Here is a 15,183-nt window from a genome sequence, read left to right as displayed (position 1 = left end):
GGGGGACGGCTGTCCGGCGCTGACGCGCGGCCCGTCCGCCGGGGCGGCTACCTGACGCCGAGCACCTGCTCGATCGGGTTCAGCAGGAAGTAGACGAGGAAGCAGACCCCGACCGCGTTCAGCAGCCACGGGATCTCCTTGAACCGCCCGGTCGCCGTCCGCAGCAGGATGAAGGCCAGGACACCCATGCCGATGCCGTTGGTGATGCTGTACGTGAACGGCATGGAGATGATCGTCAGGAAGGCCGGGATCGCGATCGTGAAGTCGCTCCAGTCGATGTCCCGGACGTTCGCCGACATGATCAGGAAGCCGACGACGAGCAGCGCCGGGGTCGCCGCCTGCGACGGCACGACGGTGGCCAGCGGCGTGAAGACCAGGCCGAGCAGGAAGAGGCCGCCGGTGACGAGGTTCGCCAGGCCGGTGCGCGCGCCCTCGCCGACGCCCGCCGTGGACTCCACGAAGCAGGTGTTGGCGGAGGCGGAGCCGAGGCCGCCGGCGGCGACCGCGATGCCGTCCACCATGAGGATGCGGCCCATGTTCGGCAGGTTGCCGTTCTCGTCCGTCAGGCCGGCCTCCTCGCCGACGCCGATGATCGTCCCCATGGCGTCGAAGAAGCCGGACAGCAGGACGGTGAAGACGAACAGGCAGCCGGTCAGGATGCCGACTTCCTTGAAGCCGCCGATGAGGCTGATCTGCCCGACGAGGCCGAAGTCGGGGGCGCCGACGACGCTGTCCGGGACGTTCGGGACGGCCAGGCCCCAGCTCGCGTCGGGGATGGTCGCGATGGCGTTGATGACGATCGCGAGCGCCGCCATGGCGACCATGCCGATCAGGATCGCGCCCTTCACCTTGCGCACGGTCAGCAGGAACATCAGCGCCAGGCCGAGGACGAAGACGAGCACCGGCCAGCCCTGGAGCTGACCGCCCTGGCCGAGCGCGAGCGGCACGGTGGTGTGCGCGGCGTCCGGGTTGCGCGAGACGAAGCCCGCGTCGACCAGGCCGACCAGCGCGATGAACAGGCCGATGCCGATCGCGATGGCCCGCCGCAGGCCGTTGGGGATGGCGTCCATGACGCGCTGCCGCAGCCCGGAGGCCACCAGGATCATCAGCACCAGACCGGCGAGCACCACCATGCCCATCGCGTCCGGCCAGCTCATCTTGGGGGCGAGTTGGAGGGAGACGACGGCGTTGATGCCGAGGCCGGTGGCGACGGCGATGGGGACGTTGCCGATGACGCCCATGAGGATCGTGGACAGCCCCGCCATCAGGGCGGTGGCCGTGACGAGCTGACCGTTGTCCAAGTGGTGGCCGAACTTGTCCTGTCCGGCGCCGAGGATGATCGGGTTCAGCACGATGATGTAGGCCATCGCGAAGAACGTGGCGACGCCGCCGCGCAGCTCGCGGCCGACCGTCGATCCCCGTTCGGAGATCTTGAAGAACCGGTCGAGACCGTTCTTCGGCGGCTGCGGACCGTGATCGTTCACGGCGTCGACCGACGTGGTGGCCGAGGAGGACATGCGAGAACCTCAGTCGTACGGGCCTGGGGAAGGCGCGGGGTCCGGCACGGGCCGGAACGGGGACACCAGCGCGACCGCGGGCGCGCGGAGCGGCGGTGCCCCGGCGTCTGAGTCGCGATCACGCGAGCGACCGGATCGGATGGATGAGTCGCCTGGCGATCCCATGGGACTCCGAGCCGAAAAAACGGAGTCCTTTTGGAGGAACGAACGAGCCAAACCAGTCAGATCCGGTTAGGTTCAGTATGAATAAACAAAGCGTTGATCGCTATCTCCGCGCGTAGACCCCTGGGGCCACTGGGAACCATGGGATCGATGAGGCGTGCGGCACGGTCCCCGGCCCACCGCGTGGCCCGTCGCCCCTGCCCGTAAGCTGAATCCCATGTGGAAGAAGTCCGAACTGCGCGAGGCCCCGGCGCCTCTTGAGGGCCCTGTCGTCGGCACGATCACCGGCGGCACGATCATCTGGTTCGTCCTCTTCCTCGCCCAGCTCCCCTTCTACGGCTGGTTCGCCGACAACGACCACACCTGGTGGGTGTGGACCTGCCTGGCCGGCGGCGGCCTCGGCCTGCTCGGCATCTGGTACGTGCGCAAGCGCGACGCCGCGATCAAGCGGGCCGCCGCCGCGCGGGCCGAGGCGGAGCGGGTGCCGGACGGGGCCGAGGCGTCCTGAGAGGTCTGAGGGGTGCTGTGGGTGCCTGAGGCCTGAGGGGTGCCTGTGAGTGCCTATAGGGGCCTGTTCTTGTGACGGGGGGCGATCCGCGTTCGTTGGCAGTGGCCTGTCCCTCCTGCCTCTTCCGTCACATCCGTCTCGGCAGCCTCATCCAACGCGTGAAGTGCCCGCCGCGCCCGTAACGTCGAAGGCATGACGCAGCGGGCGAGGACCGAAGTCGAGGAACCCGGACCCGGAGACGGGAGCGGCCCCGGCGGAACCGGCCACCAGACCGGCGACGGGGCCCCGGACCAGCGGCGGCACGGCGGGCTGAGCGCCGCCGAGGTCGCCGAGCGGGTAGGCAGAGGCGAGGTCAACGACATCCCGGTGCGGTCCTCGCGGTCCACCGCCGACATCGTCCGCTCGAACGTCTTCACCCGTTTCAACGCCATCATCGGCGTCCTCTTCGCGATCATCCTGATCGTCGGCCCGATCCAGGACGGCCTCTTCGGCTTCGTCATCGTCGCCAACACCGGCATCGGCATCATCCAGGAGCTGCGCGCCAAGAAAACGCTGGACAGCCTGGCGGTCATCGGGGAGGCCAAGCCCACGGTGCGCCGGGACGGGCAGGCCGTTCAGGTCTCCACCTCCGAGGTGGTGCTCGGTGACGTGCTGGAGCTCGGTCCCGGCGACAAGATCATCGTGGACGGCGAGGTCCTGGAGGCCGACGGGCTGGAGATCGACGAGTCGCTGCTGACCGGCGAGGCCGACCCCGTCGTCAAGAAGCCCGGCGACAAGCTGATGTCCGGCAGCTTCGTCGTCGCCGGCGGCGGCGCCTTCACCGCGACGAAGGTCGGGCGCGAGGCGTACGCGGCCCAGCTCGCCGAGGAGGCGTCCCGCTTCACCCTCGTCCACTCCGAGCTGCGCACCGGCATCAGCCGCATCCTGAAGTACGTGACCTGGATGATGGTCCCGACCGCCATCGGCCTCATCCTCAGCCACCTGTTCACCCTCAACATGGCGGGCGACGAGGCGGTGCGCCGCATGGTCGGCGGCATCGTCCCCATGATCCCCGAGGGCCTGGTGCTGCTCACCTCCGTGGCCTTCGCCATCGGCGTCATCCGGCTCGGCCGCAAGCAGTGCCTGGTCCAGGAGCTGCCCGCCATCGAGGGGCTCGCCCGGGTGGACGTGGTCTGCCTGGACAAGACGGGCACGCTCACCGAGGGCGGGATGGATGTGAGCGAGCTGCGGATGCTGGGCTCTCCGGGTGGTCGTTCCGGCGAGGAACGTTCCGAGGGGGACGGTTCCCCCGGGGACGGTTCCGAGGGGGGCCACTCCCCCGGGGACGGCTCCGGGGAGGGCGGCTCCGGACAGGACGGCTCCCGGGAGGGCTGCTCCCGGGAGGCGTACGTCCGGCAGGTGCTGGGGGCGCTCGGGCAGGCGGACCCGCGGCCCAACGCCTCCCTCCAGGCGATCATCGACGCCTACCCGGACGCCGGCCCGCTGCGCGCCACCGGGACGCTCCCGTTCTCCTCCGCCCGCAAGTACAGCGGCGCGTCCCTGGAGAACGGCGACGGCGCCCGCGCCATCTGGCTCCTGGGCGCGCCGGACGTGCTGCTGCCCTCCGGCGACGAGGCCCTGTCCGCCGTCGACGACCTGAACGCGCAGGGCATGCGGGTCCTCCTGCTGGCCCGGTCCGGGCGGGAGCTGGACGACCCGGAGGCCCACCGGGACGTCCAGCCGGTGGCGCTGGTGGTCCTGGAGCAGCGGCTGCGGCCGGACGCCCGGGACACCCTGCGCTACTTCGAGGAGCAGGACGTGCAGGCCAAGGTGATCTCCGGCGACAACGCGGTGTCGGTCGGCGCGGTGGCCGGGAAACTCGGGCTGCCGGGTGCGGACGCGCCCGTGGACGCGCGGAAACTGCCCGACGACGCGGACGCGATGGCCCGGCGGTTGGAGGAGGGCGCCGTCTTCGGGCGGGTCACCCCGCAGCAGAAGCAGCGGATGGTGGGGGCCCTCCAGTCGCGCCGTCACATCGTCGCGATGACCGGTGACGGCGTGAACGACGTCCTCGCCCTGAAGGACGCGGACATCGGCGTCTCCATGGGCGCCGGGTCGGAGGCGACCAAGGCCGTGGCGCAGATCGTGCTGCTGAACAACAGCTTCGCCACCCTGCCGTCCGTGGTCGCCGAGGGCCGCCGGGTCATCGGCAACATCACCCGGGTCGCCACGCTCTTCCTGACCAAGACCGTCTACTCGGTGCTGCTCGCCATCCTGGTCGCCTGCTGGCAGATCCCCTACCCGTACCTGCCCCGCCACCTGACGCTGCTGTCCACGCTGACGATCGGCGTGCCCGCCTTCTTCCTGGCGCTGGCCCCCAACAAGGAGCGCGCCAAGCCGGAGTTCGTCAAACGCGTGATGCGGTACTCGGTGCCGTCCGGCCTCATCACGGGCGTCGCCGCGTTCCTCACGTACATGGCCGCCCGCAGCCACTACACCGGCCCGGACGCCCTGAGCGCCGAGACCAGCGCCGCCACCCTGACGCTTTTCCTCACCGCCATGTGGGTGCTCGTCATCATCGCGCGCCCGTATACGTGGTGGCGGGTCGGACTGGTTCTGGCGATGGCCCTCGGGTTTTTGGTCGTCCTGGTGGTGCCGTGGCTGCAGAAGTTCTTCGACCTGCGGTTGGTCGGGACGACGATGCCGTGGGTGGCCGTGGGGGTGGCCGTGGTGGCGGCGGTGTTGCTGGAGGTCGTGTGGCGGGTGGTGCGGGGGCGGTTCGAGGAGGAGGGGTAGGCGGGGCGCCCTATAGAGTGCCCCGCCATCCGGCTCCGGCTCCGGGCCCTGCTTCGTCCGGCTGCGGCCCGCCACCCGGCTCCTGCTTTCCCTCGCTTATTTCGTCCGGACGCTGCCCGCTTGCGCTTCGTCCGCTTCGCCCGGACGCGGCCCACTTCCGCCCCGTCCGGACGCGTACCGCCCTGCGGATCAGTCGAACCAGCGGGCCTCCGCCAGTTCCGTCACCCGGTCCGGGTCCTCCAGGAGGGCCGCCACCTCGAAGCGGCGCGGCCACTGGCCGGTGGCCCAGGCGAGCCCCGCGGCGACGCCCTCCAGCGTGGCGGCGTGCAGGGTCCCGTCGGGCGTCAGCCGCCAGTCGAGTTCGACGCCCTCGCCGTCGGCGCCGTTCTCGGCGTCCAGGACCAGTTCCTCGTGTTCGACGTACGCCTCCGGGGTGTCCGGGCCGAGCAGCGCCCGGACCGCTTCCGGTACGTCGTGCCGGCTGCCCTCGGAACGCACCGCCCCGGTGAACTCCTCGCTGAGCCGGTGTACCTGGAACAGCTCCGCCAGGTCGGCGGCCTTCGACGGCCGTACGGGCAGCAGCGGGCGGTCGTCGGCCAGCGGCAGCAGGTCGGGCGCGTCCGCGACCAGGGCGTCCGCCGCGTCCACGACCCGCACCTCGCGGCCGACCACGGCCCGCAGCGCGTCCGGGAGCGTGACCTGTTCCGGGTCGAGGTCCGCCAGGGCGCTGTAGAGGGCGTGCAGTTGGGCGGCGCTCACCTCGGCCTCGGGGTCGGCGAGGCGGGCCAGGAGTTCGGCCGCGCCGCCCGGCTCGTCCAGCAGCGCCGCGACCGAGGTCCGCACGCCGAGGGCGCGCAGCACCTGCGCGTCCACGTCCCCGGCGTCCGCGGGCTCGTACAGCCCCGCCAGCAGCGGGTCGCCGCCCGCCGCGCGCAGACCGGCCGGGCGACGGCCGTCCAGGACGGGGTGACCGCGCAGCCACCAGGCCGCGTAGGGGCGGACGAGTTCGGTCCGGCCGTCCGGCAGCAGCACCCGCACGGGTGCGGTGAGCGCGTCGCGCAGCGGCGGCCGGGAGAGCATGGCGAGCGCCTGCGGCCAGGCGTCGTCGTCCACCAGGTCCAGGTCCCGGACCGCGACGATCTCGGTGGCGACCGGCGGCACCGACGTCTCCGGCAGCCCGTCGAGGACGTCCTCGCACCACACGTCCACGGCGTCGAGCACGCCGACGTCGTCCGGCTCGACGAAGTCGCCGTCGCGCGGCTCCAGTTCGTCCGGGTCCAGCACCACGTCCTGCGCCCGGACGAGCGCGAAGTCCGCGAGGACGCCGACGGCGGTCAGCGGCTGCTCGCCCCAGCGCTCGGCCAGCTCCGGGTCGCAGGCGGCCAGTTCACCCTCACGGATGACCTGCTCGAAGGGGCTGCCCGGGTAGACGAGTTCGCCGGCGGGGGCGAGTTCGCCGTCCTCGTCGGGGAGGGCGAGGGCGGCGAGCCACGGTTCGTCGCCGGGGGCGAGGCCCGCGTCGCGGACGAGGCCGAGGACGGTGTCGGCGAGGGCTTCGCCGAAGAGGAACGGTTCGCCGGGGGTGGTGCCGTTGGCTTCGGTGTCGGCGTCGGCGTCGGCGTCGGCGTCGACTGCGGCTTCGGCGTCGGCTTCGGCGAAGAGGTCGTACGCGTCCTCGTCCGCGTCCAGGGAGGCCGCGACCGCCGCGCGGACCTGCGGGGTGCGCAGGACGGCGAGCGGGGAGGCCGGGGTGGCGCCCAGCTTCTCCAGCAGCGGGTGCGCGGCGTCCGGGTGCGCGACCTTCAGGCCCAGGCGGGCGAGGGTGCGGTGCCGGGCGGTGTCCGTGCCCTCCGCGCTGCCCGGCAGCGGCAGCAGGACCTGGCGGGGGCCGATGGCCGTACGGCCGTTCCACTGGCCGCCGCGCCCGGCCTTCGGGCCCGCCGAGCCCGCCAGCGGTACCGGGAGGCCGCTGAGGCGGTCCGGGTCGGTGCCGGCCAGCGAGTCGTACAGCCGCCACCACCAGGACGGCGGGCGCTGGACGCCCGCCAGCCGGTCGATGACCTCGCCCAGCGGGACCCGGGCGACGCCGAGCGCGCGCAGTTCCTGCCGTCGCTCCAGGCCGGCGGGCAGCAGGCTCGGGAACAGTTCGGCCAGCACGGTGACGGTGGCCGCGCCCGCGCCCTCGATGAGTTCGGCTTCGGTGGGGCGGAGGGTGTGGGGGGTGGGGGTGTCGGTCCCCTCGGTTCCCTGGTGCGGGGTTTCCTCGGGCAGGGTGCCGACTCCTGGCGGGGTGCTCGTTCCCTGGCCGGGGGTGGTGCCGGACGGGGCCGCGGCGCTCGGGAGGAAGGGGATGCGAGGCAGGCGGTCGAGGATCAGGCGGCGGAGTTCGCTGTCCAGTTCGCTGCGGCCGAGCGGGCCGGGGACCAGGTCGAGCGTCCCCACCGAGACGGGCTGCCAGTCGCGCAGCAGCCCCGTGTACGACTCGGCGGCCCGCCCGAGGATGAAGTCCACCAGCGGCCCCCGGGCGACATGCCGCCGCGTCGGCTCCATCGGGAAGGACGCGATCAGCAGCGCGGGCAGCCCGTGCGGTTCGTCGGTCGGGGTCGGGGCGTGCACGACCGCCGCGGTGTCCGGCCGGGCGGGCGCGCCCGACGCGTCGACCGGCACCGCCCACGTCACCGACCAGGAGGGCCGCAGCCGCTCCTCCACCGGGCGGTCGGCGAGCAGCGCCGGGTCCAGCGGGCCGCCGTCGCTCGCCACCCGCCAGCGGGTGGTGCCGCGCTCGCTGTCCTCGATGACGACGTACGGGCCGTCCTGACGGCGCCGCAGCTCCCGAACGCCCTCCGGGGTTTCCACCACCACCTCGGCCAGCCCCGGCAGCGTCAGCAGCAGCGAAGCGTCGATGCCCGCCAGCAGACGCCGGGTCAGGTCCTCGGCGGCGGCGTCCCGCAACGGCAGGATCACGGCGGTGTCGTACCCCTCGGGCACGTCGCCCTCCGCCGGCAGCGGCAGCCGCAGCACCGGCACGTGGCCGTCGCGGCGGCGCAGCTCGCCGCCCAGGCCGGGGCTGTGCGCGGCGACGCCGAGCGTGAGCTCGCGGGCCTCGGCGAGGGACCAGCGGACGCCGCCCATCCGGCCGACGAGCGCGGGCTCGTCACTGACCGCCAGGACGGCCGAGAAGCCGACGCCGAACCGGCCCACGGAGCCGGCCGACGCCGCGCTCTCCCGCTTCGCGGAGGCGCGCAGCGTCGACAGCGACTCGACGCCGGTGGCGTCGAGGGGGGCGCCGGTGTTGGCGGCCACGAGGACGGTTCCGCCCTTGGTTTCGTCCTTGGTTTTGTCCTTCTCCGGGCTCCCGCCCGGGCCCCCGTCCGGGCCCCTGTCCGGGCCCGGGTGCAGGGTCAGCCGCAGTCGGCCGGGGGTGCCGGCGCGGGCCGCCGCGTCGGAGGCGTTCTGCGCCAGCTCCACGGCGAGCCGGTCGCGGTAGCCGCCGAGGGCGAGGTCCTCCTCGGCGTTGGCGTCCTCCCGGAACCGGGCCGGCGAGGCCGCCCAGGCGTCCAGGACGCCGCGCCGCAGTCGTGCGGTGCCGAAGGGGTCGGCCGATGCGCTCACGTTTTCTCCTCCGCGTGCGTGGGGGCACCCGGCTGTGTGCCGGGTGCCCCGGTCGGTGCGCCCCTGCGTTGGGCGCGCCTTGCGTTGTCGGGGCTTCGCCGCCGTGGGTTCTCTTTTACCGGGTCGCCTGACGGCGGGCTTTTGGGGGGCTCGTCTTGGTGGCGGGCTTTTGCTCGCCTGGCGGCGGGCGGTTGGGGCTCGCCTTGGTGGCGGGCTGCCTCGGGGGTGCTGGGCTGCGCCCGGGCTGGGTGGGGGTGTTTCGCCTTCGGCGGGAGGGGGGTGTGGGGCGGACGCCTCGTTGTTTTTGGGGTCGGGGCCGCCCCGGGGTACCTCCTCGCGGCAGTTGCGCTTAGCCGACGAGATCTGGTCACCGGCCGTCGCGCCCCAGTCCGCTGCGGGGGCACCCCGGGACGTCCCCTTCCGTCGGTTGCGCGTCCGCCCCTTGTGGGGGGTGGAAAAGATGTGGGTTGCCCCGGTTTTTGTCGGTGCCGTTCGTGGGGACGGAGGGGCGTCGTTTGTGGTGACCGTTCCAGGTAGGGGACCGGGTGTCCGGTACGGCCCCTAAAGGCGCCGGGCGCCCGGCCTTCCGGCCCGACGCAGATTGGTCGGGCCGAGGCTACCTGTCCCCGGCGACGCGAGGTCTCCCACCCAGTTGCCCGCCGGTCACTGACCGGATCAGGTACGGCGGCCCCACCCGAAAGGAGACGCTCGGGTCAGAGGGAAACCGGGATCGCACCTGTCAGGAGTGGCCGAGTTCTTCCGCTGGGCCGGTGTCCTCCACCGAGCCGCGGATGCGGTCGGCGCGGAGGGGGAAGGGGTCGACGACCGTCTCGTCGATGACCGGGGGGGCGGGGCGGGGGGGCTTCGGCATGACGGCGGCTTCGGAGTGGCCGCCGCAGCCGTAGCCGAGGGAGACGACGCGGCCGTCGGCGGGGGCGAACTCGTTCGCGCAGATGCCGAAGGCCTGGCGCAGCGAGCCGGCCAGCGGGACGAGGAAGCCGCAGGTCATGCAGGCTGCCGGGGCGGCCTGGGCCATGGGGGTCTTGGGGCCGTACGCCTCTTCCCAGCGGTCGGCGGCGGTGTGCAGGCCGTAGCGGGACAGGACGCGGGCGCGGCCCATACCCAGTTCCTGGCCGACCTCGGCGATGCTGCCGCGGGCGGGCGCGGTGGGCTGCTCGGCGGGCGTGCCGGGGGTCACCTCGGCGTCCTCGGCCGCGGCGCGGTCCTGCATCTCATCGGAGACGACGGAGTTCGGCGGCGGGGTGTCCTCGCCCGAGACGCCGGGCTCCAGGCGCAGGTCCTCCGACTCCGTGGGCAGCAGGTCGCCGGGGCCCATGTCGCCGGGGCGCAGGCGCTCGCTCCACGGGACCCACTCGGGGGCCAGGAGCGCGTCGGGGCCCGGCAGCAGCACCGACTCGTCCAGCGTGACGAGCTTGGCGCGGGAGGCGCGGGTCACCGTGACCGCCCAGCGCCAGCCCCGGTAGCCGGGCTCCTCGCACTCGAACAGGTGCGTGACGACGCGGTCCCCTTCGGCGACGGCGCCGACGTGCTCGCCGACCATGCCCGGGAGCGCGGCCTCCTCGGCCGCCGCACGGGCGAGGTCGACCGCCTCGGCGCACAGGCGGTCAGGGGTACGGCTTCGCATCGCAGCACTCACAAGAATCGATTCTCTCTTCCACGCCGTCTCACGAGTGCGCCAGCCGGAGCTGTCCTTGTCCTGACCGGACGACCGGCGGGCGGGGCGGGCGGAGCGGACCGGGGGACCGCGTCGACGTCCGCGCCCGATCGTCTCGGTCGAGCGCACCTTTACGAACCATTCTGCGGGATCGCGGCAAGGCGCGCGGTCAAGGACGACCGCCGGTGGCGCGCCACACACGCTACCCCTTCAATCGTGTACGACCCATCGGCGGGCGTCGGCAAATGTCAGGGGCATCGACCCCGACCGGCGACGCCGCGCGGAGGAGGGCCCGCAAACCACTCCGCGTCGGGGGAGTTGCGGCACTATGACCAATGTGGCTGCCGCAAGGGTGTCGAAGGCCCGTCGGACCTCGCGGGTGTCCCGGGCGTCGTCCAGAGGCGGAGACGAGGGCAACCGGGCCCGTCGGGCGGGCCGGGCCGCCGGTCGCGCGCTGGGCCGCCCCGTCGCCGCCACCGCCCGCCGCATACGCCGCGTCACTCACGCGCACGGCGCCGGCGAGTCGGGTCTCGGCAAGCTGATCGAGTTGCACGCCGTGAACGCGGCGGGCGACATGATGATCACGGTTGCCCTCGCCTCGACCGTTTTCTTCTCCGTACCGACCGACCAGGCGCGCGGCCGGGTCGCCCTCTACCTCGCCATCACCATGGCGCCCTTCGCCCTGCTGGCCCCCGTTATCGGACCGCTGCTGGACCGGCTGCCGCACGGGCGCCGGGCCGCGATGGCCGGTGCCATGCTCGCCCGCGCCCTGCTCGCGCTGACGATGGCGGGCGCGGTGGCGAGCGGCGCGATGGAGCTGTACCCGGCGGCGCTGGGTGTACTGGTGGCTTCGAAGGCGTACGGGGTGGTGCGGAGCGCCGTGGTGCCGAGGCTGCTGCCGCCCCGGTTCGCATTGGTGAAGGCGAATTCCCGTGTCACCCTGTCCGGACTGCTGGCCACCGGGCTGGCCGCGCCGCTCGGCGCCGGGCTGCACCTGATCGGGTCCGGCTGGCCGCTGTACGGCGCCTTCGCGATCTTCATCACCGGCACGTTCCTGTCCTTCTCCCTCCCTCCGAAGGTCGACTCGGCCAAGGGGGAGGCGCGCGCCCGGCTGGCCTCGAAGCGGGACGAGGAGAAGGACGGACGCGCTCCCGCCCGGCGCCCCGGTCTGCGCACGGTCGGCCCGTCCGTCCTGCACGGCCTCCAGGCCAACGCCGCCCTGCGCTCCCTGTCCGGCCTCCTCACCTTCTTCCTCGCCTTCATGCTGCGCGAGCATCCGCTCGACGGGCTGCGCCCCGAGGCGTCACTCGGCCTGGCCGTGCTGGCCGCCGGCACCGGCAACGCGCTGGGCACGGCGATCGGCGCCTGGCTCCGCGCCCGCGGCCCCGAAACGATCATCGCCACGATGCTGGGCCTGGCCCTGGGCGCGACGACCACCGCGGCGATCTTCTACGAGGGCGTGGCCATCGTGGTCGTCACGGCCGCCGCCGCCACGGCGGGCCTGTGCCAGGCCCTCTCCAAGCTCTCCCTGGACGCGCTGATCCAACGCGACGTCCCCGAGCACGTCCGCACCTCGGCCTTCGCCCGCTCCGAAACGGTCCTGCAACTGTGCTGGGTCCTCGGCGGCGCCATCGGCATCACCCTCCCCCTGAACGGCACCGTCGGCATGTCCGTAGCAGCCGCCCTGGTAACCACCGGCGCGACCCTAGCCCTCCGCGGCCTCCTCACCGCCGCCCGCCACACCCACCACCCCGGCCCCCGCCCCCGAGTCGCCTGACCCACCCCACCCCACCCCACCCCGCCCCTCCACCTCCGGCTCCAGCACAACAAACCCGCACATCTCCCCCGGGCCAACCACACCGCACCCAACCGCCAACGGGTCGGCCGGGTGCCACCCACAACGACGACCGTCCGCCCCCACAGACCGCACCGACAAAAACCGGGGCAACCCACATCTTTTCCACCCCCCACAAAGGGGCGGACGCGCAACCCACGGAAGGGGACGTCCCGGGGTGCCCCCGCAGCGGACTGGGGCGCGACGGCCGGTGACCTACATAGCGTCGGCTAAGCGCAACTGCCGCGAGGAGGTACCCCGGGGCGGCCCCGACCCAAAAACGCACCCCGCGTCCGCCCCACACCCCCCTCCCGCCGAAGGCGAAACACCCCCACCCAGCCCGGGCGCAGCCCAAAACCCACAAGGCAGCCCGCCACCAAGGCGCCAGCGGGCCCAGGGGGCCAAGGCCCACAAACACCCCCCGGAGCGGGCGAACCGCCCGCGACGACAAACCCGCGCGCCACCCGCTTACGCACGCCATATAGCCTGCCCGCATGACCGTGTTCTCTTCCTGGCGCAAGGGCCGCCGTGCCGCCGCCGCCCTCGGTGTCGTGTCCGCTGGGCTCCTCACCCTGTCCGCCTGCGAGAAGCCCACCCCTCTGGCCACGGTGAGCGTCGGCAAGGACACCGTGACCGCCGAGGCCGCCTGCTACGACGACGGCGGCACGCTCGGGGACCTGTCCGGCAAGGACAAGAAGGGCGAGACCGAGCTCCAGAAGTGCCTGTCCGCCACGCCCAAGAAGACGATCACGGTTCACCCGGGTGACAAGGTCCGCCTCGGCGTCGAGCCCGACATGGCCGAGCAGGGCTGGTTCGCGCTGTCCGGCGGCTCCCGGATCAGCAACCTGAGCAAGCAGACGTACGCCTCCTTCGACGGCGAGTCGCTCTTCTTCAACCAGCAGACGCAGTCCATGGCCAAGTCCACCACCGTGACGATCATGACGTCCAAGGACAACAGCTACACCGGCGTGTGGAACATCAAGCTGGAGCGCGCGGAATCCTGAGCTCCGCCGAACCCGTAGCCCCGATGCACGTCCTGGTCGTCACCGCCGTCGCCGCGGAACGCGACGCGGTCACCGCGTCCGCGGCTCCGCGGCGGCCGGAACGGCATCCGGACCGGCAGCCGAACCAGCCGCCCGAGCGGCAAACGCTCCCCGGCGGCTACGAACTGCACCGAGTAACGCTCCCACCGGACGGGAACAGGGACGGGAACGGAAATAAAAACGGAGCCCCGTCCGGCAAGCCCACCCTGACCCTGGACGTCCTGGCAGCCGGCGTCGGCCCCGCCGCCGCCGCGACCGGCACCGCGACGGCGCTGACGGCCGCCGCGTACGCGTCCGCCGACGGCCGGACCCCGCCCTACGACCTGGTGATCTCCACCGGCATCGGCGGCGGCTTCGTCCACCCCGCGGCGGCCACCGGCGTGGCCGGCAACACCACGCCCACCCCGACCGCCGAGGCCCCCCTCGTCATCGCCGACGAGATCACCGCCGCCGACCTCGGCGCCGAGACCCCCACCGGCTTCCTCCCCGTCACCGACCTCGGCTTCGGCACCGTCACCCACCGCCCCCCGGCCGACCTCGTCGCGGCCATCGCGGCGGCGACCGGCGGCCGGCGCGGCACGGTCCTGACCGGCTCCACCGTCACCGGCAGCGCGGCCCGCGCCGCCGAGCTGGCGGAGCGTCACCCGCGGGCGCTCGCCGAGGCCATGGAGGGGTTCGGGGTCGCCGAGGCCGCCGCCGCCCATGGCGTGCCGGTGTGCGAGATCCGCGCCATCTCCAACGCCGTCGGCCCGCGAGACCGCGCCGCCTGGCGGATCGGAGAGGCGCTCGCCGCACTCACCACGGCCTTCGCCGCACTCCCGCAGGCCCTGCCACCCCGGGACGGCCCGCAGGCCCTGCCACCCCGGAACGACCCGCGGCACCGCCCCCAGAACGGCCCCCACGACGCCCCCCGCCCAGACTGAACACCACCGCACCCCTCACGGACCGAACGGCCTGGCCAACGACAACCGCACCCACTGAACCCCAACCGCCGCAGGCGCTGACACGCGCCGCCCGCCCCAGGAGGACGCCGGCATGAGCGACCCGCTCAAGATCGCCTATTCCCCGTGCCCCAACGACACCTTCGTCTTCCACGCGTGGGCGCACGGCACGGTCCCGGACGCCCCCGCGCTGGACGTCACCTTCGCCGACATCGACATCACCAACGGGATGGCCGAGCGGGGCGAGTACGACGTGCTCAAGGTGTCGTACGCCGTCCTGCCCTGGGTCCTGGACGAGTACGCGCTGCTGCCCTGCGGCGGGGCGCTGGGGCGCGGCTGCGGGCCGCTGGTGCTGACCCGGGAGCCGGGGGCGGCGGCCGATCTGACGGGCAAGCGGGTCGCGGTGCCGAGCGAGCGCTCGACCGCGTACCTGCTCTTCCGGCTGTGGGCCGCGGCCGAGGTGCCGGGCGGCGTCGGCGAGGTCGTCGTCCTGCCGTTCGACGAGATCATGCCGGCGGTCCGGGACGGCAAGGTGGACGCCGGTCTGGTCATCCACGAGGCGCGCTTCACGTACCAGAACTACGGGCTGCACTGCCTGGCCGACATGGGCGAGCACTGGGAGGCCACCACCGGCCTGCCGATCCCGCTCGGCGCGATCATCGCCAAGCGGTCCCTGGGCGCCGACCGGCTGCGCGAGCTGGCCGCGGCGGCCCGCGCGTCCGTGGAGAGGGCCTGGAACGACCCGGCCGCCTCGCGTGCCTACGTACTGGAGCACGCGCAGGAGATGGACCCGGCCGTCGCCGACCAGCACATCGGGCTGTACGTCAACACCTTCACGGCCGACCTCGGGACGGACGGCTACGCGGCGGTCCGCGCCCTGCTCGGCCGCGCGGCGGACGAGGGCCTGGTACCGCCCCTGGCCCCGGAGGCCCTGGACTTTCCCTGAGCCGACACACAGGGGCACGAGGGGCATAAGCGGCATAAGCGGCACGTGCCGCCGCCCCCCAAGAAACAGAGCGGGGGGGGCCCGGGTCGCACGCGCCGCCCCCCCCCGCAAGACCCCCCCCCCCCCCACCCCCCCCCCCCCCCCCCCCCACACAGCCACAACCATCAGGC

General features: G+C 73.4%; 9 protein-coding genes. 6 read left to right on the top strand and 3 right to left on the bottom strand.

The annotated features are described in order from the left end of the window. Nucleotides 1-47: 47 nt before the first annotated feature. A complete protein-coding gene (locus ABZX96_RS04045) occupies nt 48-1,517 on the bottom strand; it encodes an NCS2 family permease (protein WP_355537442.1) in 1,470 nt (489 codons plus the stop codon). A gap of 379 nt (nt 1,518-1,896) precedes the next feature. Here ABZX96_RS04045 and ABZX96_RS04040 point away from each other — a divergent pair, with 379 nt between their 5' ends. Further along, entirely contained in the window at nt 1,897-2,187 is a 291-nt protein-coding gene (locus tag ABZX96_RS04040; protein WP_355537439.1) for a DUF2530 domain-containing protein, read from the top strand. Between the two features lie 192 nt (nt 2,188-2,379). Beyond that, nucleotides 2,380-4,962, top strand: coding sequence for an HAD-IC family P-type ATPase (locus ABZX96_RS04035; protein WP_355537436.1), 2,583 nt, complete (start codon nt 2,380-2,382; stop codon nt 4,960-4,962). A gap of 189 nt (nt 4,963-5,151) precedes the next feature. Here ABZX96_RS04035 and ABZX96_RS04030 read toward each other — a convergent pair whose 3' ends face one another. Both ABZX96_RS04030 and ABZX96_RS04025 read right to left on the bottom strand, forming a co-directional pair. Continuing rightward, a complete protein-coding gene (locus tag ABZX96_RS04030; RefSeq protein WP_355537433.1) occupies nt 5,152-8,574 on the bottom strand; it encodes a molecular chaperone Hsp90 in 3,423 nt (1,140 codons plus the stop codon). A 739-nt stretch (nt 8,575-9,313) separates the two neighbouring features. Next, the gene (locus tag ABZX96_RS04025; protein ID WP_355537430.1) at nt 9,314-10,219 is read right to left on the bottom strand and encodes a DUF3027 domain-containing protein; all 906 of its coding nucleotides are present in this window, start codon (nt 10,217-10,219) and stop codon (nt 9,314-9,316) included. Between the two features lie 358 nt (nt 10,220-10,577). Here ABZX96_RS04025 and ABZX96_RS04020 point away from each other — a divergent pair, with 358 nt between their 5' ends. From ABZX96_RS04020 to ABZX96_RS04005, 4 genes are all read left to right on the top strand, one after another. Beyond that, nucleotides 10,578-12,026, top strand: a complete 1,449-nt coding sequence (locus ABZX96_RS04020) for an MFS transporter (protein WP_355537427.1) — start codon at nt 10,578-10,580, stop codon at nt 12,024-12,026. Between the two features lie 551 nt (nt 12,027-12,577). Further along, nucleotides 12,578-13,087: a hypothetical protein gene (locus tag ABZX96_RS04015; protein ID WP_355537424.1), complete on the top strand. Its 510-nt coding sequence runs from the start codon at nt 12,578-12,580 to the stop codon at nt 13,085-13,087. 23 nt (nt 13,088-13,110) lie between these two features. Continuing rightward, entirely contained in the window at nt 13,111-14,049 is a 939-nt protein-coding gene (locus tag ABZX96_RS04010; protein WP_355537421.1) for a futalosine hydrolase, read from the top strand. Nucleotides 14,050-14,161: 112 nt separating this feature from the next. After that, complete coding sequence (locus ABZX96_RS04005; protein ID WP_355537418.1) at nt 14,162-15,013, top strand: 1,4-dihydroxy-6-naphthoate synthase; 852 nt, start codon at nt 14,162-14,164, stop codon at nt 15,011-15,013. The last annotated feature ends 170 nt before the right edge of the window (nt 15,014-15,183 follow it).

Origin of the sequence: Streptomyces sp. NPDC003077 (assembly GCF_040611095.1) — a bacterium.
Lineage (GTDB): Bacteria > Actinomycetota > Actinomycetes > Streptomycetales > Streptomycetaceae > Streptomyces.
The sequence above is the reverse complement of the archived record's forward strand: the minus strand, read 5'-3'. Positions and strand labels throughout refer to the sequence as shown.

Bases quoted from the DNA above. Each gene is read 5' to 3' on its own strand.
- ABZX96_RS04045 (WP_355537442.1), bottom strand. From the start codon at position 1,517: ATGTCCTCCTCGGCCACCACGTCGGTCGACGCCGTGAACGATCACGGT.
- ABZX96_RS04040 (WP_355537439.1), top strand. From the start codon at position 1,897: ATGTGGAAGAAGTCCGAACTGCGCGAGGCCCCGGCGCCTCTTGAGGGC.
- ABZX96_RS04025 (WP_355537430.1), bottom strand. From the start codon at position 10,219: ATGCGAAGCCGTACCCCTGACCGCCTGTGCGCCGAGGCGGTCGACCTC.
- ABZX96_RS04020 (WP_355537427.1), top strand. From the start codon at position 10,578: ATGACCAATGTGGCTGCCGCAAGGGTGTCGAAGGCCCGTCGGACCTCG.
- ABZX96_RS04015 (WP_355537424.1), top strand. From the start codon at position 12,578: ATGACCGTGTTCTCTTCCTGGCGCAAGGGCCGCCGTGCCGCCGCCGCC.
- ABZX96_RS04035 (WP_355537436.1), top strand. From the start codon at position 2,380: ATGACGCAGCGGGCGAGGACCGAAGTCGAGGAACCCGGACCCGGAGAC.
- ABZX96_RS04005 (WP_355537418.1), top strand. From the start codon at position 14,162: ATGAGCGACCCGCTCAAGATCGCCTATTCCCCGTGCCCCAACGACACC.
- ABZX96_RS04010 (WP_355537421.1), top strand. From the start codon at position 13,111: ATGCACGTCCTGGTCGTCACCGCCGTCGCCGCGGAACGCGACGCGGTC.